Below are 22,233 nucleotides of genomic sequence, written 5' to 3' on the forward strand. Positions count from 1 at the left end.
GAAATCCCCCAAACGCCAGTCGAATTGGGGGATTTTGCGTTGGCTCGCCGAGCATGCGGTTAGGTGACCAGAGTCAAAGTGTTCGAGCGGCGCAGCTTGCCCGACGGGGTCTTCGGGATGGTCCCGGGCCCGAGCACCACGACGTTGCGCGGCCGCATGTCCACCTCGGCGACAACCTCGTGGGCCACCTGGTGCTCGATGCGACGCACCTCGGCGGGGTCTTCGAAGGCGTTCGACTCGACGGCCACCGCGAACGTTTCCCGCGAATGCCCGGCGTCCAGCCGCACGGCCACCGCGCAGCCCGGACGGACCCCCTCGACCCGGCACGCCGCCCGCTCGATGTCGGTCGGGTAGATGTTGCGCCCGGCCATGATGATGACGTCCTTGACCCGGCCGCAGACCACGACGTGGCCGTTCTCCATCTGGTAGCCCAGATCGCCGGTGTCGTACCAGCCGTTCTCGTCCTGTGCCGGCATGAAACCGGCCATCGTGATGTAACCCGGGGTCAACGGCTCACCGCGCAACTCGATGACGCCGACGCCCCTGGGCGGCAGGATGGTGCCGTCGTCGCCGACGATGCGGATCTCAAGCCCCTGCAGCAGCGGGCCCAACGACGCCAGACGGCGGGTGTTGCCGCGGGTGGCCGGAACCGCCCGGCGCAGCGCGGCCAGCAGGTCAGCGTCGACCTCGTCGACCACCAGACCCGCACCGCACTCCGAGAAGGACACCGCCAGCGTGGTCTCGGCCATGCCGTAGGCCGGCAGGATGGCCTCGGGCTTGAGTCCGAACGGCTTGCCGGCGTCGATCAGGTCCTCGACGTCGGCGGGCTCCACGGGCTCGGCGCCCGACAGCGCGAACCGCAGCGTGGACAGGTCGAACTGGCCCGGCTTGGCCTGCTTGCGCAGCCGCTTGGCGAACAGCGAGTAGGCGAAGTTGGGCGCGGCGGTCATCGTGCCCTTGTACTTGTCGATCAACTTGGCCCACAGCAAGGTGTCGCGCAGGAAGTCCATCGGGGTCACCTTGACCAGCTCGGCACCGAAGTACATCGGCACCGTCAGGAAGCCGATCATGCCCATGTCGTGGAAGCAGGGCAGCCAGCTGACCATGACGTCCTTTTCGACGTCGTACTTGGCGCCGATGAACATGGCCTCGGCGTTGGAGTACACGTTTCGGTGCGTGATGAGCACGGCTTTGGGGGAACCGGTCGATCCCGACGTCAGCTGCATCAACGCCAGGTCGTCCTCGTCGGTCTCGACGGGGTCAATCGGGTCGTTGGCCAGCAGGTCGGCGACGGTCAACACCTTGACGCCGCGTTCCTCCAGGACCGGAGCCGCAGGCATGAACGGATCGGAGATGACGACGACCTTGGCCTCGATCATGTCGATGACGGTCGTGGTGTCCTCGGCCCACGACGCCAGATCGGTGCGCGGGGTGGGCTGGTGCAGCATGGTCAGGCTCGCCCCGCGCATCCACAAGGCCTGGGCGGTCGGCGCGATCTCCACCGGCGCACCGGCCAACACGCCGACCGCATCACCACGCCCGACGCCGGCCTTAGCCAGCCCTCCGGCAATCTGACGCGCCCGCTCGTGGACCTCAAGCCACGTGTGACGGATTGGGTTGTGCGGCTCACCGGTAACCATGCCCTTGGCGCTCTCATGGGCATTGCGGAACATCTTTTCGGTAAACCTGCTCAAAGCAACCTCCTCGGCTCCGGCGCCAGGGTCCGGATTTTCATGTTCCGCCTGCTGGACGGCACTTTAAAGCAGGCGCGCGCGCACATTTCGGGAGCAATTAAGTCTCAAAATGATGATGTCCAGCGAACGCAGAGACCGCATTCTCTCCCTTCCGCTGGTCCTCACCGCCGATTATCTTAAGCTCCTCTTAAGTAACCGCCAAACTCTGGTGCCGTTTGAGGGCCAAGTCACACCCGCCTGGACCCGTTGATACTGCACTGTTGGCGGTGTCTACTCGGACTTTGCCGCCCTACACGCAGTCTCAACGCGGGCGGCGGCTCGGCACCCCACAATCACGCCTCGGTGGGCGTCACCACTCGCGCGCCGGGCACGGGCCCGGTGGCGACTCGAACGGTACGACACACGCCAGCTCCGGACAGCTGTGTGCCGACGTCGACGGCGGACTCCTCCGAGGCGCACAGGAACGCACACGTCGGCCCCGACCCGGACACGATGCCGGCCAACGCACCGGCGTCCACCCCGGCGCGCAGGGCCCGCCGCAGCGATGGGTTCAGGCTTATCGCGGCCGCTTGCATCTCATTGCCCAGCAGCGGCGCCAACTCGTGCGGGTCGCCGGCGGCCAGCGCGGCCAGCACCGGACCCGGCCCGTCCAGCCGAGGGGGATCCCCCACCTCGCGAAGCCGGTCGAGTTCGTCGTACACCTCTGGGGTCAGCAGCTCGCTCTTGGCGAACGCCAGTACCCAGTTAAAGGTGTTGCGCGACAACACCGTAGCCAGTTCCTCACCCCGCCCGGTGCCCAGCGCCGTCCCGCCGTGCAGGGCAAACGGCACGTCGCTGCCCAGCTTGGCCGCAAGCATGCGCAGATCACGCCGGGGCAGGTTGAGTTCCCATAGCGAGTTCATCGCCACCAGCACACCGGCGGCGTCGGCGCTGCCACCACCCATGCCTCCGGCCACCGGAATCGACTTCTGAATCACGATCGACACGTCCGGCGCCCGTCCCACGTGGTCGGCCAGCAGCTTGGCCGCCCGCCAGGCGATGTTGCGTTCGTCGTTCGGCAGTTTGTCGGCACCCTCGCCGAGCAACTCGAGCGACAACACGTCGGCGTTGCTCACGGTCAGCTCATCGATGAGCGAGACGGCATGGAACACCGTCGTCAGCTCGTGATAGCCGTCCTCACGTCGATCGCCGACGGCCAGATAGAGGTTGACCTTGCCAGGTACCCGAACCGTCACCGACCCGGTCGGCACCCACAACTCGGCGGTGTTCCCGTCAGGCATAAGCAACCAGGATGTCAGCCACCGCCACCGCAGCAGACTATCGCTGCTCCTCAGCTAGCCGAAATATGCCGCCCGTCATCCGCTCCGGGCGGGTTGTCCTGGGCGCGCTGCAAGAGTCGGACGAAGTCGTCGATCGCCAGGGTCTCACCGCGACGAGAGGGGTCGATGCTGGCGGCCAGCAGTCGACTCGCCGACTCGTTCCCCGAGCCCGCCCATTCCACGAATGCATTGCGTGCCGTCTTACGTCGCTGAGCGAAGGCGATATCGATCAGTTGGAACACCTGCTGGCGGAACGCCGCGTCGGTAGGCCAGGGCGAGGTCTCGTACCGGTCGATGCGCACCAGCCCGGAGTAGACCCGGGGAATGGGCCAGAAAACCGTCGGCGGCACCGTCCCGCAGCGCCGCACCCGTCCGTAGAAGTTCACTTTGACGCTGGGCACGCCGTATTCCTTGCCGCCCGGTTCAGCGGCGAGCCGTTCGGCGACCTCGGCTTGCACCATCACCGTCACCACCCGGATCGAGGGGAATTCGGCGAGCAGGTGCAACAGCGCGGGGACCGCGACGTTGTAGGGCAAGTTGGCAACCACCGCCGTCGGCTCGGCAGCCAGATCCTCCTTGCGCAGGGTCAACACGTCACGGTTGAGCACCGTGAGCCGCTGCGCCTCGCCGTTGGCATGCTCGACGACCGTTTGCGGCAGCCGGGCCGCCAGCACGGGGTCGATCTCGATGGCGGTCACTGTCGGTCCACGGTCCAGCAGCGCCAGCGTGAGCGATCCCAGGCCAGGCCCGACCTCGAGGACGACGTCCGAGCGGGTCACCCCGGAAACGGTGACCACCCGTCGCACGGTATTGGCGTCGTGGACAAAGTTCTGACCGAACGACTTCCGAGGCCGGAAATCGAGTTCCTTGGCCAGCCGCCTGATCTCGTTGCGGCCCAGCAGCCGGATCGTCAGCGGGTGCCCACCCGTCCGCTGCAGACGGGCCAGGCGCCCCAGCCCTGGCGCTGGCGAGTCACCTCGGCGACGGCGATCTGCTCTTCACGGGTGGCCAGGTCGGCACGGGGCGCGTAACGCAGCCCGCCGTTCGCCTCCCAGGTGCCCTGGTCGAACTGAACGCCGCCGTAGTAGCCGTTGCCGGTGTTGATGGACCAGTTGCCACCCGCCTCGCAGCCCGCGATGGCGTCCCAGACGGCTCCGTCGATCACCGGGGGCACCTCAGTGCCGGGCTTGACCCCTACCCGCACCACCGCTTCACGGGCCGGCACCAGCACCACGTTGGAGATGGGCAGCCGGCCGGTCTCGACACCGTTGACCGACGCCACCGCGAAAGTCACGTCCTGGGTGCCGGGCATGCCCGGGTCTTCGATGATTTCGCGGCTCTGGTTGAGCTCCGGGTCTTCGATGCGACGGGCCGGTGGGGGCAGCGGCACCCGCTCGGTGACCTGCCCGATGCGGTTACGGGTCACGTGGATCTCCATCCCGTCCACGATGGGCGCCGTCGCGCTGGGCACCACGTGGTCGGTCGCCTCCAACGGCGCACCGGCGGCGCTCAGCAGCCCCGCGACGTTCGGCGCCGGCAGGTGCACCGTGCGTACCACCCCGGCATCGTCAATCTGCACCGTCTTGGCGCTGACCACCGGCAGCGCCATGCCGCTCAACGGAACACGGGTACCGCGCGAAGCCGCAGCGGGGGCCGTGTCGGTCATGGCCAGTTGCGCCAGCGCCTCGTCGACGGTGGAAGCGGTTGTCCACACCTGCCTGGTCTCGTGGCCGTCCAGCGAAATCTGCAGCGGACGACTGCGGCGCAGCACGATGTCGGCGGCATCACCGACTGTTACGTCAGCGGCCGGGTACAGGTCGTCGCGCTCGGTGATCGAGAACCCGTTCTCCTCGACGATGTCGATCACCCGCGACTTCATGGTCTTGACCCGCATCGCGTTTCCGTCGACGGTCAACGTCACTGTCTTAACTGCGGAAATCGCGAACCCGCCGGCGAAAACCAGGGCCAGCAACAACGCGCCAACTACCAGGCGCAGCAACGGTGATTCGGATTGGTGAAGTTTTGTAACCAGTTTCAAAAGCTCTATCCCGACCTAATCAGCACCTTAGCGACAAACCTTTTGCCAAAGCTCCGACCTTCTCAGCTGAAAATCACAAAATGGGCCCCTTCGAGAGAAGGACACCCACCCGTACGATCACAAGACGGTAACGAACCGGCCAACGGTGAGCAACTCCTGCACGCAGCAAGTCGGGCCGGTAGGGGCAAATCAGGGCGATATCGAGGCCAGCCCATACACCCGGCGCGCATTGCTGGACGTGATTTCCGCCAGCTCCTCCGGACGCCGATTTACCAGCTCAGCCAACGCCCGGACGGTATAGGGCAGACAATACGGTTCGTTCGCTGCGCCGCGGTACGGGTGGGGCGTCAAAAAAGGTGCATCGGTTTCCACCAAAAGTTGGTCCGCCGGTATCAGTGGCGCCGCTTCGCGCAGCTCTCGCGCGTTGCGAAAGCTGACCGTCCCGGACAGGCTGATGAACCACCCCGCGGCGATGCACTCCCGAGCCATCGAGCTGTCGGATGAGAAGCAGTGAAAGATCACGGTCTCGGGCGCACCCTCGGCCCGCAGCACGTCGAGCACCTCGCGGTCGGCCTGCCGATTGTGGATCATCAGCGGCTTGCCGACCCGCTTCGCCAGGTCGATGTGCCACGCGAAGGCCTCCCGCTGGACCTCCAGCGCGGCGCACCCGTCCAGCTTGCCCGGCCAGTACATGTCCATACCGGTCTCACCGACGGCCACCACCCGGGGATGGGACACCAGCTGCTCGATCTCGGCGCGGGTCGCCTGGTCCAGCGCGTCCGTGCGGGTGGGGTGCAACGCCACCGCGGCATACACCCGCGGATCCCACTCCGCAGCGCGGGTCACCCAGCGGGCCGAATCCAGGTCGTCGGCGATGGTGACCACCGTCTCGACGCCCACGGCGTTCGCGCGGTCGAGAATCGCGCCGACGGAAGCGGCGTCCGTCGCGCCACACGCGTCGAGGTGGGTGTGGGCGTCGACTAACGGCGCCAACGGCTCCGGCGCGGGAGGTCGGTTGCGGTCCTGACGGTTGGAGCTCACGTCGCACACAATATGTGCGCCCAATTAGGGTGAAACTCCGATGAGCCCTAAGCAGCCCTTCTACATCACCACGGCGATCGCGTATCCCAACGCCGCGCCGCACGTGGGTCACGCCTACGAATACGTCGCCAGCGACGCGATAGCCCGGTTCAAGCGGCTGGACGGTTACGACGTCCGGTTTCTCACCGGGACCGACGAGCACGGCCTGAAGGTCGCCCAGGCGGCCGCGGCAGCGGGTGTGCCGACGGCCGAGCACGCGCGGCGGAATTCGGATGTGTTCCAACGCATGCAGGAGAGGCTGAACATCTCCTTCGACCGCTTCATCCGCACCACCGACGCCGATCACCACGAGGCGTCGAAGGAGATCTGGCGACGGATGGCCGACGCCGGGGACATCTATCTCGACGACTACTCGGGTTGGTACTCGGTTCGCGACGAGCGGTTCTTCGTCGAATCGGAGACCGAGGTTGTCGACGGGGTCCGCATCGCGGTCGAGACGGGCACCCCGGTGACCTGGACCGAGGAGCAGACCTACTTCTTCCGGCTGTCGGCATACGCCGACAAGCTGCTCGCCCACTACGAAGCCAATCCGGAGTTCATCGGACCCGACGTACGCCGCAACGAGGTGATCAGCTTCGTCTCCGGCGGGCTGAAGGACTTGTCCGTCTCACGCACGTCCTTCGACTGGGGCGTCCCGGTGCCGGACCACCCCGACCACGTCATGTACGTCTGGGTGGACGCGCTGACCAACTATCTGACCGGGGCCGGCTTCCCCGACACCAGCTCGGACTCGTTCCAGCGCTACTGGCCCGCCGACCTGCACATGATCGGCAAGGACATCATCAGGTTCCACGCGGTCTACTGGCCGGCGTTTTTGATGTCGGCCGGAATCGAGTTGCCCCGAAGGGTTTTCGCGCACGGGTTCCTGCACAACCGGGGCGAGAAGATGAGCAAGTCGGTGGGCAACACCGTCGACCCGACGGCCCTGGCCGACACCTTCGGCGTGGACCAAGTCCGCTATTTCCTGTTGCGCGAGGTGCCGTTCGGCCAGGACGGCAGCTACAGCGAAGAGGCGATCATCACGCGGATCAACACCGACCTGGCCAACGAGCTCGGCAACCTCGCCCAGCGCTCGTTGTCGATGATCGCCAAGAACCTGGACGGGGCGGTCCCCGAGCCCGGCGAATTCACCGCTGCGGACACCGAATTGCTGACCACCGCTGACGGTTTGTTGGAGCGGGTGCGCGCGCATTTCGACGCTCAGGCGATGCATCTGGCCTTGGAAGCGATCTGGCTGATGCTCGGTGACGCGAACAAGTACTTCTCCGCCCAGCAGCCCTGGGTACTGCGCAAGAGCGACTCCGAAGCGGACCAGGTCAGATTCCGAACCGTGCTGTACACCACGTGCGAAGTGGTGCGGATCGCGGCGCTGCTGGTGCAGCCCGTGATGCCGGAATCGGCGGGCAGATTGCTGGACCTGCTGGGCCAGCCCACAGACGAGCGGACATTCACTTCCGTCGGAGCTCGGCTGGTTCCCGGCACCGCCTTACCACAGCCAACCGGGGTTTTCCCGCGTTTTCAGGCGGACTGAGCCCAATCTCCGGGTCCAGCCTGCGGCTTCACTACCGGTAACTCGAAAGCGTCCGAGCTACGGTCTGGCATAGGACATAATCGGGCTGTGGAGCGACGACGGAATCGGCAAGCCAGCCAATCGCCGATGGCCACCCTCAAGCAGTTGCCGGCGCTGGTGGTACTGGAGCGGATTCCGGTTCCCATTCTCGCGATTGGGCATGACGGGGGCATCTTGTTCACCAACACCGCGTTCGCGGAGATGGTGGGATTCGATCCGGAGGAAGTGCTCGCCCTGAAGTTCCATGAGATCTTCCACCAGACCCCGGACTCGGAGTCGTCGCTGCTGTCCTTCGTCCGGGCCCTGGCCAACGAAGTCGTCGAACTGTCACACAAGGACGGTTCCGTAGTGAAGGCGCTGATGAGCCGGTCGGCGGTCATGCGGTCCGACGACAACTTCGCCCTCGCGGCGTTCCAAGACCTGACCGAGCAGCTCTGGTTGGAGGAGCGCTGACACCCTACCCGCCGGGTCTCTATGAGTTTCCCAGACCGCAAGTTTTCGCATAGCCACTTATTAATACCTGTAGTATGGTTTTGGGGTATGATCAAGACTCGCAGAGAGCTCGGGTTGTATCTTGCTGCGGACTTGAACGCCCACGGGCTCGACCGCTGGCGACATCGCTACCGGATCGTCCATCGCGCGGCCTATTTTCAGCGCCTACTTCGTAAGTCCGAGTACTGGACGAACACCGCCCGAACACCCTTCGGCCGCCTCATCGCCGGATACCTGCGACTGCGGTGCAAATTCTTGGGCGAACGGCTCGGGTTCGGTATCCCGCGCAACGCATTCGGCCCCGGCTTGTCGATCGCACATGTCGGCTGGGTTCATGTGCATCATCGGGCACGAATTGGCGCCAACTGCCGGATCCACCAAGGTGTGACGATCGGGGAAGGGCGGCCGGGCCAGTACCCCACCATCGGCGACGACGTGTTCATCTTCCCCGGTGCCATGGTGCTTGGCGTCGATGTCGGCAGTCGCGTGGGCATCCTTGCCGGCGCCGTCGTGACCAAGCCAGTGCCCGACGACGTCGACGTGGCCGGCATTCCGGCCCACATCGTCAAAGATCGCCGTCCGCGCCCCGCCCAGCAGGCACTGCTCGCGGACGCCTGACTAATTCTCCAGAATCGCCGCGTCGCTGGCTGGCGCGTCGCTGGTCGGCGCGTCGCCGGCTGCCGCAACGGTGGCCGCCCGACCGTTGGCCGCCCCCTGGGAACGGGAATGACGCATCGCCTCGCGAGCCAGGAATTGCCGGAAATACGGCAGGGCCTCTTCGGTTGCGATGCCGGGAAGGAGCACCCCCCACAGTTGATTCAGTCGGCCGCTGAGGTCATCGGCCAGACCTGCGCTGGCGCGTTGTCCGGAGATGGCAACCGCCAGCACGCGCGCGCCGTACATGGCTCCGACGATCGTCGCGCTGACGACGTCGGGGTCGATGTCGGGTCGAACGTCGCCTTCGGCGATGGCCCGCCGAGCCTGGCGCGCCATTGCCTCAACCCAATTGCGGCAGCTGCGCGCGGTCGCCTCGTTGAATCCGCTCAATGCCGCCGTCAACTGTTCGGCCGCGCGCGCCACCTTGTCGGTGCTCAACACCTTGGCGATGGCAAAGGTGCCGTGGATCATGTTCTCCAGCGCGGGCGAGGCCGACCCGCAGACGTTGTTGAAGGCCAGCAGCATCGTTTGCGAGCCCTCGTCGATGATGTCGGACGCGAGCGCTTCCTTCGAATCGAAGTGGTGATAGAGGGCGCCCTTGGTCATGCCCGTTCGCTCGATGATGGTGCCCCACCCCGCGGCGGCGTAGCCGACCTCGCCGAAGACGTCGATGGCAGCATCGAGAATCTTTCGACGAGTCAGCTCCGACCGTATCTGGCGAGCCATCGATTCTGCCCCTCCGACAGTGCCATGATCCGCGAATTGCGGACCTTTGGGTCTCGTTTGTCCTGGTCAGACCACCAAATCGTAACAGCCACCAAGGCGCCTCAAGCCGAGGCTTCGCGGGCCGCCATCGAGTTGACCGCAAGCGCCGTGCGACGACGGAGGAATTGCCTGAAGTAGTCGAACCGATCCGGCTGCAAGATACCCTGCAGCACCAAGACCCAGTTCTTCTCCAGGTCGAGTAGATACCGCTGCGGGGCGTCCAGGTCGCTGGTCTGCCGCAAACCCATGTACATCGACACCACGAGGCGCCCGACATCCTCCGGGTCGCAACGCGGTGCGACGTCTCCTTCGGCGATCGCGCGCCGGACCACCTCGGTGAGAGCGTCGATCCAGCCATCGAGCAGCCTGGCCCGCAGGCCTTCGGTACGCCCGACCGATTCGAGCAAATGTCCCGCGGCGCGCGACACGTCCTGACCGAGGTCTCGACTTGCGGCCAGGTAAGTGAAGTCGATCAGCGTCTCCAGGCCGGAAAGCTCCTTGGACAACAACTCCTGCACGGCGACCCGGCCCACCGCGATGTGCTGCTCGATGATCGCCACCGCCAGTGCGTGCTTGGAGCGGAAGTGAAAGTACATTGCGCCCTTGGTCAATTCGGCCTCGGCGAGGATGTCATCCAGGCCCACATCGTGGTAGGCGCGACGGGCGAACTGATGCGCTGCAGCACGCAAGATCTGCTGACGAGTGGTATCCGCTCGTCCGTCAGTCGAGTCGCTGGTCATCTTTGGCGAATAGCTCACTGGGTCCTTGTCGGCAGGTACTGCCCACGTCGGAGGGTCGCATTCAGGTTCGCGCCTCCCTCTCGAAGCAGGTAGTGAGCCTCGTTTACGTGCCTAAACGCTCACCGGGAGTCTCAGGCGGCGGGCGCCGTCTCTGAGGTTATCAGTCCGCCGTCGACGTGCGGTGTTGCGATTGTCCGCGCGTTAAACGTGATATCGGCCATACTTGAAGTTGGTTTTAGATCTTCACAACATCCTACAGGTATGTAATAGTTCGCTTATAGCGATATTCGGTTTGTTGGGGGCGTCGAAGTAGTCGCAATCTCGGCATTGGGCCGTCGTCGTTGGAACCGCATCCTGATCGAGCTGTAGGCGTTAGGAGAGACCCATGTCGTTCGTTACAACGCAACCGGAAGTTCTCGCGGCATCGGCCGAGACCTTGCAAGGCATCGGCTCCGCGGTAAACGCGGGCAACGCGGCAGCCGCCGCTCCCACCACCGAAGTCATCCCCGCCGCCGCCGACGAGGTGTCGGCGCTGACGGCAGTGCAGTTCGCCGCTCACGCCCAGGTCTATCAGGCGGTGAGCGCCCGAGCTGCGGAGATTCACCAGATGTTCGTCGACGCCTTGAGCCTAAGTGCCAATTCCTATGCCGCAACCGAAGCGGCGAACGTAGGCGCGACAGGTTAACGAGCCCGGGGGGGCTAACCCGGATTTTTCGTGAAACGTTGTGAGTTTCGGGGTGTAGATATGCGAAAGTGCCTGTCCTGCAAGGAATAATTGGACTTCTCTACGGGTTCAGTCGTTCCAGCGGGAAGGCACCTCGCAGGTGAAGAATATCGCGGTCGGGTCGCGGGTGAAAGTTTCCGCCGACGGTTATGGTGTCGTGTCGCATGCCGGGATGGCCATGGTGCGTGAGCTCGCGGACCGCAGCGGGTTATCGGCGCAGGTCACCGCCGCGTTGGCAGATACCTACCGGGGCCCGTGGGTGTATGCGCCCGGGAGGTGTTCGCTGATCTGGCTGCCGCGGTCGCCGATGGGGCGGACTGCATCGACGCGGTCGGACAACTGTGCGGCGACCGTGAGCATGTCCTGGGTGCCAAAGCCTCCACGACCACGATGTGGCGGCTAATCGATGAGCGCATCGATGCTTCGCACCTACCGCGGGTGCGTGCCGCCCGGGCTGCGGCCCGCGCAGCGGCCTGGGCCGCCGGCGCCGCCCCCGCACCGGGTGGCTGGTTGCACATCGACATCGACGCCACCCTGGTCCTCGATCATTCCGATAACAAGGAGAAGGCAGGGCGACCTGGAAAAGACCTACGGTCACCACCCGCTGCTGGCCTTCGTGGACCGCCCCGAGATCGCCGGCGGGGAAGCGCTGGCGGCCTACTGCGCCCCGGTGGCGCGGGCTCCAACACCGCAGCTGACCACGTCAGTGTCCTAGCGCAGGCACTGGCCGGCCTGCCGGCGCGATGGCGGCCGGACCCCGATCATCGCGACGACCCCGACAAGCCGGCGGTGCTGGTGCGCTGCGACACCGCCGGGGCCACCCACGACTTCGCCGACGCCTGCCGCGCCGCGGCGTGGGGTTCTCCTTCGGCTACCCGTGGATTGGCGGGTGCAGGACGCTGTGGACACTCTCAACATCGGGCAGTGCTGGTATCCGGCGATCGACACCGACGGTGGTATCCGCGAGGGCGCCTGGGTCGCCGAGGCCACCAACCTGGTCAACCTGTCATCGTGGCGGCGGGGACCCGGCTGATCCTGCGCAAGGAAAGGCCCCATCCGGGTGCGCAGTTGCGGTTCACCGACGCCGACGGGATGCGGGTCACCGCGTTCATCACCGACACACCGCCCGGTGTGGTCGCCGGCCAGGTGGCAGGTCTGGAACTACGCCACCGCCAACACGCCCGCGTCGAAGACCGCATCCGCGAACTCAAAGCCACCGGCCTGCGCAACCTGCCGTGTCAGGCATTCGACGCCAACGCCGCCTGGCTGGAAATCGTCTTGGCCGCAGCCGATCTGGTCACCTGGTGCCAGCTCATCGGATTCACCGGCCACCCCGGCCTGACCCGTGCCGAGATCGCTACCTTCCGCTACCGAGTCCTGCACGTCGCAGCCCGCATCACCCGCGGCGCCCGCCGAACCCGACTACGCATCGACGCCACCTGGCGATGGGCCGCAGCCATCGCCACCGCATGGCAACACATCCGCACCGCCTTCGGTTGACCGACAACCCAGCTGACCAACCGAGCACGAAAGACCACCGGCCCTGGGAAAGCCCGCCAACCCGGCGACACGGGACAACCCCAACACGCCCTAAACCACACAAACCCCAGACACCACGCACCCCATCGCCAAGTCCGACCGAAATCACCCTCGACGAAAAATCGAGGCTAAAGGGGGGTAACGATTAAATGGATTTCGGCGCACTTCCTCCAGAAATCAATTCCGCCAGGATGTATGCCGGTCCCGGGGCGGGGTCGATGATCGGTGCCGCGGTGGCCTGGGATGCGTTGGCAACCGAGCTACAGACGGCCGCTTCGTCTTACTCGTCGGTGATCGCCGGCCTGACCAGCGGGCCGTGGCTGGGTCCCGCGGCGGCGAACGCGGCAGCCGCGTTCATCCCCTTTGCGACCTGGACTTCCGTGACGGCCGGGCAGGCCGAGCTCGCGGCAAGCCAGGCGAGGGCAGCCATCGCCGCCTACGAAGCGGCATACGCCGCTACCGTGCCGCCAGCGGTGATCGCCGCGAACCGCAGTCTGCTGGCGGCGTTGGTCGCGACGAACTTCTTCGGCCAAAACTCGCCGGCGATCGCGGCAACCGAAGCCCTGTACTGCGAAATGTGGGCGCAGGACGCCGCGGCGATGTACGGCTACGCCGCCACCTCGGCGTCCGCGTCGACGCTGGCACCGTTCCAACTGCCGCCGCCGGTCACCGAGGCGGCGGGGCTGGCCGCGCAGGCGACCGCGGTCTCGCAGGCGGCCGGGGAAGCCGGGGCCACGCAATCGACGCTGGCCTCCCTGGTGGAGACGGTCCCCGCGGCGCTGACCAGCATGGCCTCCCCCGCGAACGTCAGCGGTGCGTCGGGACCGGCCGCAGCGGCGCTTACCCTTCCGTCCACATCCCCCCTTGGCTCCAGTGGCGAGATGGCGAACTTGTTGAATATCGCCGTCATGCCGGTCTTCGCGCTGTCGAGCCTGTTGGGCATCGCTCAGACCATGCAAGGCATGGCGGCCACCGCCGCGCAAGAGGCCGCCGCGGCAGCGGCCGCCGTCGAGGGCGCCGTCGAGGGCGCGGCCGTGGCGGCCGAAGAAGCGATGATCGGCGGCGAAGCGGCCATGGGCGGCGTGCTCGGCGCGATGGGTTCGGCCGCCAGTTTGGGGTCGCTGTCGGTGCCCCCCACCTGGACCAGCGTGATCCCGACGGCCCACTTCGCCGGGGCCCAGGGGGCCGTGACCACCGGCATGGTCGGCGAAGGAGGCGTGCCGCCGGCCCTGCTTGGCGGAGTGCCCCGAGGGGCCACCGGCCCGAGAAACCCGATGCCCCGGTATGGGCTCGTTCCCACCGTGATGGCGCAGCCGCCGTCCGCCGGGTACGGCGCCGTCGTCTAACTCAGCCTCCCCTGAACACCACCGCATAACTAAAGTCATCATTTCCCGTCAAAACCATACTTTAAGTATTGATAAATAGGGAAGGTAGGGGATTCGGTATGTACACGTCACACGCTGGCTCTAGGAGCGTCTCATGAAGGTCGTACTTTTCTGTGGCGGTTACGGCATGCGGATGCGCAGCGCCGACGGCGACCTGGTCCCCAAGCCACTGCAGATGGTCGGTCCGCGACCGCTGCTGTGGCACGTGATGCGCTACTACGCCCACTTCGGGCACAAGGACTTCATCCTTTGCCTGGGCTACGGCCAAGGGATGATCAAGGACTTCTTCCTCAATTACCGCGAGACGGAGTCCAACGACTTCGTCATGCGCGGTGGCCGCGTCGAACTGCTCGATTCCGACATGTCGGAATGGACCGTCACCTTCGTCGACACCGGGCTGGAGTCGCCGATCGGCGAGCGGCTGCGCCGGGTCCGCAGCTACCTCGGCGACGACGAATACTTCCTGGCCAACTACGCCGACGTGCTCACCGACGCCCCGCTGGACACCATGATCGAACGGTTCCACGCCGCCGGCGCCGCCGCATCGATGCTGGTGGTGCCCCCACAGTCGTCGTTCCACTGCGTCGACGTCAGCGCCCACGGCGACATCAAGGAAATCGCCCCGATCGCCAAATTCCCGATCTGGGTCAACGGCGGCTACTTCGTCCTCAACCGGGAAGTCATCGACCTGATCCCGGAGAACGGCGACCTGGTCGGCAACGCATGCATGACCCTGGCCGGGACGGGACGCCTCATCGGCTATGAGCACCACGGGTTCTGGAAGCCGGCCGACACATTCAAGGAGCGCGCCGAGCTGGATGCCGACTACAACCGGGGAATTCGGCCTTGGGCGGTATGGGAAAAGCCGGAAGACGCGGTTGTAGACGTGGCACGGGAAGCTATCCCGGCGGTGGGCCTGTCCGCATGATCCCGTTGACCGCCGCCGACATCGGTTCCGTCGCCGCCATCGGTGCGCACTGCGATGACATCGTCATCGGCGCCGGTGCCACGCTGATGCAGATCGCCCACCGCAATCCGAGGGTCGTTGTGCATGCGCTGGTATTGACCGGTGCCGGCACCGAGCGCGAGGTCGAGGAAAAGAACGCCCTAGCGGCACTGCTCTCGCACGCCCCCCGCGCCCAGGTTCGCCTGACGGTTGCGGACCTGCCAGACGGGCGTCTGCCGCAACACTGGGGATCGGTCAAACAACATCTCGCCGGCTTCCGTCGCGGATGCGAGCCCGATGTCGTGCTGGGTCCCCAGCGCGGCGACTCCCACCAAGACCACCGGCTGATCGCCGAACTCATCCCGACCGAGTTCCGCGCGCACTTGACCCTGGGCTACGAGATTCTCAAGTGGGAGTCCGACTTGCCGAATCCCTCTGTGTACACGCCGATTTCAGCTGAACTGGCGCGGCGGAAGACGCGGCTACTGGCGGACTGCTACCCATCGCAGGCGAGCCACACCTGGTTCGACGACGAGGCCTTCCTGGGCTTGATGCGCATCCGCGGGGCGCAGTGCCATGCGCGCTACGCCGAAGCCTTCGTGCTGGAGAAAGCCGTGCTGGACCTCGCCACCCCGCAGGGAGGATCGGCGTGAAATACACACCCACCCACGTCGCGGGCGTGACGATCATCGACATCGAACCCCATCGCGACCATCGCGGGTTCTTCTCACGGATCTTCTGCGCCGAGGAATTCGCCGAGCACGGGCTGATTTCCGATGTGTCGCAGACCAGCATCTGCTTCAACCACACGCGCGGGACGGTGCGCGGCATACACCGCCAGGTACCGCCGCACGCGGAGGCAAAGCTGGTGCGCTGCATCCGCGGAGCCATTGCCGATGTCGCCGTGGACGTGCGTGCCGATTCACCGACCTTCGGCCGGCACGTGATGGTGGAGTTGAGTGCCGACAACCACCGGGCGCTGTTCTTGCCACCCTACGTCGCCCACGGTTTTCAGAGCCTGACCGACGACACCGAGATCCTCTACCAGATCAGCGGCCCCTATGTGCCCGCCAGCGAACAGAATTTCCGTTGGAACGAACCGGCATTCGGCATCAAGTGGCCGCTGCCCGTCACGGTCATCTCGGAAAGAGACGCCAGCTGGCCGCTGTTGGCGACGTCGACGGAGCCGCAGCAACCGCCATTAGAACCGTTAGAGAGCACCGGAACATGAACACGGCGGTGCGCATGGTGGTGAGTGGCAGCATCGTCGAACGGTGCGAGACCAACGAGGTTCTGTCGCTTGTCGATTCGCGTCTGCGCTCCGACTATCCCCTGGGTTTGGCGGTCGGCTCGGTCAACCTCGACCACCTGCACCATTTCCGCAAGATGGCCGCCGCTCCGAATGGCCGGGTGGAGTGGTTACTGCTCGCCGACGGGATGCCGATCGCCTGGCGCGGCCTCCTGCTGACGGCGCAGCCGTGGCCGCGGGTGACCGGTGCCGACCTGCTGCCCGCTGTGTTGAAGTTGGCCGAAACACGAGGTCAGCGAGTCGGTTTCCTCGGCGGCAGCACCCAAACCCACCGACTGCTGGCCGTGCACCTGCGGCAGCGGTACCCGGCGCTCGCCGTCTCCGGGATGTGGGCGCCGACCCCCGGTGAGATCGAAACCTGTTCGGACACCATCGCTTCGGCGGTCCGCAGCGCACGCACCGACATCCTGGTCGTCAGCTTGGGCAAGCCGCGCCAGGAGCAGTGGGTCGACCAATACGGACACGCGACAGGCGCGCGGATCTTCCTGCCGTGCGGTGGCGCCATCGACTTCCTGGCGGGCCAGACCCGTCGCGCCCCCGAGTGGATGCAGCGGGCGGGGCTGGAATGGTTCTACCGGCTGACTCACGAGCCGCGGCGACTGGCTCGTCGCTATCTGTTGCAGGGCCCGCTGGCGTTGTTGCGCGCTTTGCGCGCCCAGCTCATCTGCTACCCCGGCGCCTGTCATTCCGGCCTGGTCCAGGCCGGGAACGCCGAAACCGTCAGCGCTGCAACGAAAGCAGGGACAGCATGACCGAGGGAGCGCCCAGCTTGACCACCACCCTGCGATCCCCCGTCAGTCCTCGGGCCGACCGCCCGTCCGTCACCGTCCTACCGGCCCGTCGATCTGGGGTGGGCACCGACTCGCGCTGGCAGCAACGGTATGCCAACCGGTTGCGTCTGACCGATTCGGTGATCGTCTGCGCCGCCGTCGCGCTCGCCCAGTTCGTCCGGTTCGGAGACGCACCGAACCACTCGGGCTACCCCGGCCCGGTGATGACGCTGTTCTCGTGCCTGTTTGCGGCGCTGTGGCTTTCGTCGATTGCGGTGTTCCACGCCAGGTCCACCCGGATCATCGGCGCGGGCATCGACGAATACCGACGCATCGCCAGTGCGTCGTTCTGGACGTTCGGCATCATCGCGATGGTCACGTTGCTGGCCAAGATCGACCTGGCCCGCGGCTATCTGGCCGTAGCCCTTCCGGTCGGCACCATGGGCCTGCTGGCAAGCCGCAATGTGTGGCGAAAGCACGTCTGGCACAAGCGCGCGCAGGGGCAGTACCAGACCAACGTCTTGGCGGTCGGCGACCGACCGGGAGTCACCCATCTTGCCCACGAACTGCTGCGCAACCCCAAAGACGGTTATGTCGTGGTGGGCATCTGCATCGCAGGATACGGGCCGTGCCGCGGTGAATCGCTCACCGTTGGAAGCCGTGAGATTCCGATTCTGGGCGACGAAACCAGCGCGCCGGCAGCGCTCGACGAATGCGGTGCCGACACCATGGCGGTTACCCGCACCGAGCACTTCGGAGTACACGGGATCCGAGAGTTGATGTGGCAGTTGGAGACCACCGACGTGGACCTCGTGGTCGCGCCCGGGGTGGTGGACGTGGCCTGCGCCCGGCTGACCCTGCGACCCATCGCCGGCTTCCCGTTGCTGCATGTGGAGAAGCCCCAATATGAGGGAAGCCAGCGCTTCTTGAAGCGCGCCTTCGACTTCTGCTTCGCTATGGCCGCGCTCGCCGTAACCGCACCGCTGATGGCCGCGGCCACCATCGCGATCAAGCTGACCAGTGCAGGGCCGATCTTCTACCGCGCCGAGCGAATTGGCCGGGACGGCGAGCCCTTTACGATGCTGAAGTTCCGGACCATGGTCGACGGGGCCGACACCCAGGTTGAGGGTCTACTCCCGCTCAACCAAGGCGCGGGCGGTGTGCTGTTCAAGATCCACCAGGATCCTCGCGTCACGCCGGTCGGCAAGATCCTGCGCCGCTTCAGCATCGACGAATTGCCGCAATTCATCAACGTCTTGAAACGCGACATGAGCGTCGTTGGCCCGCGGCCGCCGCTACGGCGCGAAGTGGAGACCTACGACGGCGAGGTCAAACGGCGTCTGCTGGTGAAGCCGGGCATCACCGGACTGTGGCAGGTCAGCGGACGGTCGGATCTGTCCTGGGAGGACTCCGTGCGACTCGATCTGTCGTACGTCGACAACTGGTCGATGGCAGGCGATCTCGTGATCATCGCCAGAACACTGCGAGCGGTTCTGGCGAGCGATGGGGCCTATTGATGGAGGGGGACATCATGATTGAGCCGACGGCAGGGGAGGCTCCCCTGCCGTCGGCGCCCCAGTCGGTGTCGTCGGCGCCGCCACCCTCGCCTGCCGAGCCGACCGAGCCTGCCGAGCCGCGCGATCCGGCGCCACCGTCGGTGCCGCAGGCGCGGATCGCGCACGCCTTCTCGGTGCAATTGCTCTGCCGGGCACTGGGGATGCTGGCCTCGGTCGTTTCCGTCGCGATGACGGCCCGCTACCTAGGGCCGGACCGGTACGGACAGCTCATGGTCGCGGTCGCCTTCATCGGGATATGGACGAGCATGACCGATCTCGGCATCAGCACCGTCATCGTGCGCCGAGTGACGTCCGGCCGCGGTGAATTGGAACGACTGGTCCGTGTGAACAGCGGTCTGTCCCTGGTGTATTGCCTCCCCTTGGGGATCATCGCGGCGATCACCGGGTTGCTCATCTATCGCGACGCCAGCGTGCGGGTCATGTTGGTGGTGCTGTCGGGACAGCTGCTGATGCTGACGATGCGCACGCGGTTCGAGCCGGTGTTCCTGTCCACCGTCCGCTTTTCCGCGGTGGCCATTTCCGATCTCGCGGGCCGGCTGGGCACACTGGCGATGGTCAGCTGGCTGGTGACCGCCCACGCCGACGTGATCTGGTTCGCGGTGGCACAGCTGATCCCACCGGCCGTGCAGTTGTTGATCCAAGGCACGGCGGCCGCCCAGCACATCTCGCTGCGCCCGATTTTCGCGCTACGCGAAGCCCTCGACCTGTTGCGAGAAAGCCTGCCGCTGATGGGCGTAGCGGTGGTCGGCATCGTGTATTGGCGCGCCGACGGCGTGATTCTGTCGCTGATGAGCACCCATGCCGAGGTCGGGGTGTACGGGTTGGCGTATCTGATCGCGTTCAACACCGAGGCGCTGTCGGTCTTTTTCCTCAAGTCGACGTTGTCGACGGCCACCGAACTCTTCGCCCGCGATGTCAAGGCTTACGTCGTATTCCTGCGCCGCAGTGTGGAATTGATGTACTTCATTGCCGTCCCGGTTGCTGTGGTCGGCAGCATGCTGGCGGTACCTCTGTGAGGCTGTTCGGCGACCAGGCTTTCGTCGACGGCCGCGGCGGACCGACGCTGGCACTGCTGTTCATTGCTGTCGCGCTGCGCTTTGTCACGGCAACTCTCGGCCAGGGGCTGTTCGCCTGCCACCAGCAACGGTTCTTCTTCCAATTGTTCGTGGCGACTCTGGTGTTGAATCTCACGCTGAACCTTGTCCTGGACGGCCGGTACGGCGCCGTCGGCGCGGGTGTCGCACTGGTGGCAACCGAACTGTTCGGCATGCTGTTCGCCCGCTGGCGGCTACGTCGCGAGTGCGGCTATCGCGACCCAGGCTGGTTCCTGCTGCAAGTGTTGGTGCCTACGGCTGCCAGTGTCCCTGTCGTGCTGCTGCTTTCGGGTCAACACGTGGTTTTGATCCTGGCGGCGGCCGGTGCGGTATATCTCGCCGTCAGCATGGTCGTCGGGCCTGTCAAGTGGTCGATGATGACCGGACTCTTCGGAAAGCAGGTGGTGGCATGACGATCGAAATGGACCGCGCGTATCTCAAACGGCCGGTCGGCGCCACGGCCCGATCGCTGCCGTCCGAGCGACCGCTGGCGGCGTTGATCGTGACCTACAAGAGTCACGATCTGGTGGAAGGTTGTCTGGCCGGCCTCGCCGAGCATGCGCCCGAACTGCCCGTCTACGTCTATGAGAACAGCGGCGACCAGTACCCCGGCCGCGAAGAGTTGGTCGCGCGCCATCTGAACGTGCACTGGGTGCTCGGATCGGTGAACCTCGGATTCGGCGCCGCGTTCAACGCGTTGGTGGAGCACGTTCCTGCCGATGCCGACCTGCTGCTGTTGAACGCCGACACCCGGCTGGTGGGTCCGTTGACCCGAACCCGAGAGTTGTTGCGTCAGCATGGTGTGGCGGCCGTCTCGCCGTTGATCAACGACAGGGGTGCCCCCGGTCCGGCGCAGTGGGACATCGCTACTCGCCGCCGCACCCTGGGCCGGGCCTTGGTTGCGGCCGCCGGCTATTCGGATGCGCTGCGGGGCACCCCGGTCTCCCACTTGTATGCCAGCCAGCCCACCGAATCACAAAGCATCGACGGTTACGTGGCCGGCATTTGCCTGGCCATCAACCGCGAGGCCTGGAACGAAATCGGCGGCTTCGACGAGGAGTTCTTCCTTTACGGCGAGGAAACCGATTGGCAGCAACGTGCCACCGCGGCGGGCTGGCGGGTGCTGTTGGCCAACGAACTCGACGTCGAACACGGCAACCCCGCGGCGGCGGTCAACACGGTCAACACGGTCAACACGGTCAACACGGCGCCCGAACCGGGCGCCGCGCACGGGGCGGAAGTGTCCAGCCCCGAGCGGCGCCGCAACCGTGACTTGTTGCGCGCCAACATCGCTCTGCTGCTCGAACGCGAACACACCGTTCATCACGCCGACGTCTACCTGGCCGGCACCACGATCCTGGAGCGGGTGCAGCGGTCCAAGCGCGATGCACGTAAGCGGTTCATCGCCGTTCGCCGCACCTCCAAGCCGTCCATCGTCATCACCACCAACCGCCCGGTGTATGGCGGCGCCGAACGCCAGAAGGCACTGTTGGCAACGGAATTGGACCGGCGCGGATACCCGGTCACCATCGCCTGCATGCAGCGTTTCGGCCCGCTGATCAAAGAGATCCCGCACGGCGTGCGGGTGGTGCGCCAACCCTGGTGGGCCCCGGCGCTGGACCTGCCCGCCGGACCCGCCGTGCTGATCAGTGGCGACACCAACACGGAGACAGGCTTCGCCGCCCTATGGCGCGCGGGTGCCAGGAACCGACGCTGGCTGGTCGCACCGCACGTGCCGCCCGAAAACGACCGGCCGATCTACTCGCGGCCGCTCACCGCGGCGATGCGCCGCGCGGACGGCTTCGTCGCATTGGCACACCGCCACTGGGACATGCTCACCGTGCACCATCGGCTCGGCCACCGGCCGTCGCGACTATTCATCGCTCCCAACGGCGTTGCGGTGACCGACGCGCCTCGGCGGCGCGTCCGCCCCGCCGGCGAGCCACCGCACCTGGTCATGCTGTCCCGCATCGTCGAACACAAGAACCCGCAGCTCCTGATCGAGGCGCTGGCAGGGTTGGCCGAGCTACCTTGGAAACTCTCGATCTTCGGGGACGGACCCGACCGGGAGCGGTTGCAGGCCGGCACGCCGGCCGAGCTGTGCGACCGTGTCCACTGGCGCGGGTGGTCCACCGGGCCGGGGCCGGCACTGGCCGACGCCGACCTGCTCTGTGTACCGAGTCGGTCCGAAGCATTTCCGCTCGTGGTTCTGGAAGCGATGGCCCGAGGGGTGCCAGTCGCTGCGTCGGGGGTCTGCGCGGTGCCGGAAATGCTCGACTTCGGCAAGGCAGGTTATGTCGTCGAGCCAGTGTCGGTGTCGGCATGGCGAACTCGATTGGCCGACATCCTGGCCAACCCGGACGCACTGCCGGCGATGGGCGAGCGCGGTTTCGCGCGTCTGTGCTCCCACTACACGGTGGAAGCGATGACCGATGCCTACCTGGACGCAATAGATGCCGTGTTGTGCAGCCCCCTGTGAAAACCCTCCGTTGGATAGAAGGAAACGAGAAATC

The 22,233-nt window shown here is 65.9% G+C and carries 19 protein-coding genes and 1 pseudogene; 13 read left to right on the top strand and 7 right to left on the bottom strand.

Annotated elements, in window-relative coordinates:
- Nucleotides 1–59 precede the first annotated feature (59 nt).
- From G6N68_RS22245 to G6N68_RS22265, 5 genes are all read right to left on the bottom strand, one after another.
- Complete coding sequence (locus G6N68_RS22245; protein WP_163717009.1) at nucleotides 60–1,694, bottom strand: fatty acyl-AMP ligase; 1,635 nt, start codon at nucleotides 1,692–1,694, stop codon at nucleotides 60–62.
- Nucleotides 1,695–2,026: 332 nt separating this feature from the next.
- A complete protein-coding gene (locus G6N68_RS22250; protein WP_371871649.1) occupies nucleotides 2,027–2,974 on the bottom strand; it encodes a 4-(cytidine 5'-diphospho)-2-C-methyl-D-erythritol kinase in 948 nt (315 codons plus the stop codon).
- 50 nt (nucleotides 2,975–3,024) lie between these two features.
- Entirely contained in the window at nucleotides 3,025–3,951 is a 927-nt protein-coding gene (gene rsmA, locus G6N68_RS22255) for a 16S rRNA (adenine(1518)-N(6)/adenine(1519)-N(6))-dimethyltransferase RsmA (protein WP_163718869.1), read from the bottom strand.
- Nucleotides 3,924–5,051 (bottom strand): resuscitation-promoting factor, encoded by a 1,128-nt coding sequence (locus G6N68_RS22260; RefSeq protein ID WP_205351410.1) that lies wholly within the window; start codon nucleotides 5,049–5,051, stop codon nucleotides 3,924–3,926. Before G6N68_RS22260 ends, rsmA begins: the two co-directional genes overlap by 28 nt.
- 189 nt (nucleotides 5,052–5,240) lie before the next feature.
- Nucleotides 5,241–6,092: a TatD family hydrolase gene (locus G6N68_RS22265; protein ID WP_205351411.1), complete on the bottom strand. Its 852-nt coding sequence runs from the start codon at nucleotides 6,090–6,092 to the stop codon at nucleotides 5,241–5,243.
- A 40-nt stretch (nucleotides 6,093–6,132) separates the two neighbouring features.
- Between G6N68_RS22265 and metG the strand changes: the two genes are divergently transcribed.
- The 3 genes from metG to G6N68_RS22280 all read left to right on the top strand — a co-directional run bounded on the left by metG (nucleotide 6,133) and on the right by G6N68_RS22280 (nucleotide 8,832).
- Entirely contained in the window at nucleotides 6,133–7,683 is a 1,551-nt protein-coding gene (gene metG, locus G6N68_RS22270; protein WP_163717012.1) for a methionine--tRNA ligase, read from the top strand.
- Between the two features lie 126 nt (nucleotides 7,684–7,809).
- Nucleotides 7,810–8,175 carry a PAS domain S-box protein gene (locus G6N68_RS22275; protein ID WP_163718872.1) on the top strand — a complete coding sequence of 122 codons (366 nt, stop codon included), beginning with the start codon at nucleotides 7,810–7,812 and terminating at the stop codon, nucleotides 8,173–8,175.
- 87 nt (nucleotides 8,176–8,262) lie between these two features.
- Nucleotides 8,263–8,832, top strand: a complete 570-nt coding sequence (locus G6N68_RS22280) for a serine acetyltransferase (RefSeq protein ID WP_163717014.1) — start codon at nucleotides 8,263–8,265, stop codon at nucleotides 8,830–8,832.
- Here G6N68_RS22280 and G6N68_RS22285 read toward each other — a convergent pair whose 3' ends face one another.
- Nucleotides 8,833–9,597, bottom strand: coding sequence for a TetR family transcriptional regulator (locus tag G6N68_RS22285; protein WP_163717016.1), 765 nt, complete (start codon nucleotides 9,595–9,597; stop codon nucleotides 8,833–8,835).
- Between the two features lie 101 nt (nucleotides 9,598–9,698).
- Nucleotides 9,699–10,376, bottom strand: a complete 678-nt coding sequence (locus G6N68_RS22290) for a TetR family transcriptional regulator (protein ID WP_163718873.1) — start codon at nucleotides 10,374–10,376, stop codon at nucleotides 9,699–9,701.
- A gap of 385 nt (nucleotides 10,377–10,761) precedes the next feature.
- On the opposite strand from G6N68_RS22290, the gene G6N68_RS22295 reads away from it, so the two are divergent.
- The 10 genes and pseudogenes from G6N68_RS22295 to G6N68_RS22340 all read left to right on the top strand — a co-directional run bounded on the left by G6N68_RS22295 (nucleotide 10,762) and on the right by G6N68_RS22340 (nucleotide 22,199).
- Nucleotides 10,762–11,061, top strand: a complete 300-nt coding sequence (locus G6N68_RS22295; protein ID WP_163717018.1) for a PE family protein — start codon at nucleotides 10,762–10,764, stop codon at nucleotides 11,059–11,061.
- Nucleotides 11,062–11,376: 315 nt separating this feature from the next.
- The gene (locus G6N68_RS22300) at nucleotides 11,377–12,600 is read left to right on the top strand and encodes an IS1380 family transposase (RefSeq protein ID WP_240355563.1); all 1,224 of its coding nucleotides are present in this window, start codon (nucleotides 11,377–11,379) and stop codon (nucleotides 12,598–12,600) included.
- A gap of 188 nt (nucleotides 12,601–12,788) precedes the next feature.
- Nucleotides 12,789–13,985, top strand: a complete 1,197-nt coding sequence (locus G6N68_RS22305) for a PPE family protein (protein ID WP_163717020.1) — start codon at nucleotides 12,789–12,791, stop codon at nucleotides 13,983–13,985.
- 133 nt (nucleotides 13,986–14,118) lie between these two features.
- Entirely contained in the window at nucleotides 14,119–14,952 is an 834-nt protein-coding gene (locus G6N68_RS22310) for a glycosyltransferase family protein (protein ID WP_163717022.1), read from the top strand.
- Nucleotides 14,949–15,623, top strand: a complete 675-nt coding sequence (locus tag G6N68_RS22315) for a PIG-L deacetylase family protein (protein WP_163717025.1) — start codon at nucleotides 14,949–14,951, stop codon at nucleotides 15,621–15,623. Before G6N68_RS22310 ends, G6N68_RS22315 begins: the two co-directional genes overlap by 4 nt.
- Complete coding sequence (gene rfbC, locus G6N68_RS22320) at nucleotides 15,620–16,201, top strand: dTDP-4-dehydrorhamnose 3,5-epimerase (protein ID WP_163717027.1); 582 nt, start codon at nucleotides 15,620–15,622, stop codon at nucleotides 16,199–16,201. Before G6N68_RS22315 ends, rfbC begins: the two co-directional genes overlap by 4 nt.
- Nucleotides 16,198–17,031, top strand: a complete 834-nt coding sequence (locus G6N68_RS22325; protein WP_240355564.1) for a WecB/TagA/CpsF family glycosyltransferase — start codon at nucleotides 16,198–16,200, stop codon at nucleotides 17,029–17,031. The genes rfbC and G6N68_RS22325 overlap by 4 nt, the downstream gene beginning before the upstream one ends.
- Entirely contained in the window at nucleotides 17,028–18,566 is a 1,539-nt protein-coding gene (locus G6N68_RS22330; protein WP_163717028.1) for a sugar transferase, read from the top strand. Before G6N68_RS22325 ends, G6N68_RS22330 begins: the two co-directional genes overlap by 4 nt.
- Before the next feature lie 65 nt (nucleotides 18,567–18,631).
- Nucleotides 18,632–20,133 (top strand): annotated as a pseudogene (locus tag G6N68_RS31885) (oligosaccharide flippase family protein).
- The gene (locus G6N68_RS22340) at nucleotides 20,130–22,199 is read left to right on the top strand and encodes a glycosyltransferase (protein ID WP_163717031.1); all 2,070 of its coding nucleotides are present in this window, start codon (nucleotides 20,130–20,132) and stop codon (nucleotides 22,197–22,199) included. Before G6N68_RS31885 ends, G6N68_RS22340 begins: the two are co-directional and overlap by 4 nt.
- The last annotated feature ends 34 nt before the right edge of the window (nucleotides 22,200–22,233 follow it).

The organism is Mycobacterium bourgelatii, from assembly GCF_010723575.1.
Classification (GTDB): Bacteria; Actinomycetota; Actinomycetes; order Mycobacteriales; family Mycobacteriaceae; genus Mycobacterium; species Mycobacterium bourgelatii.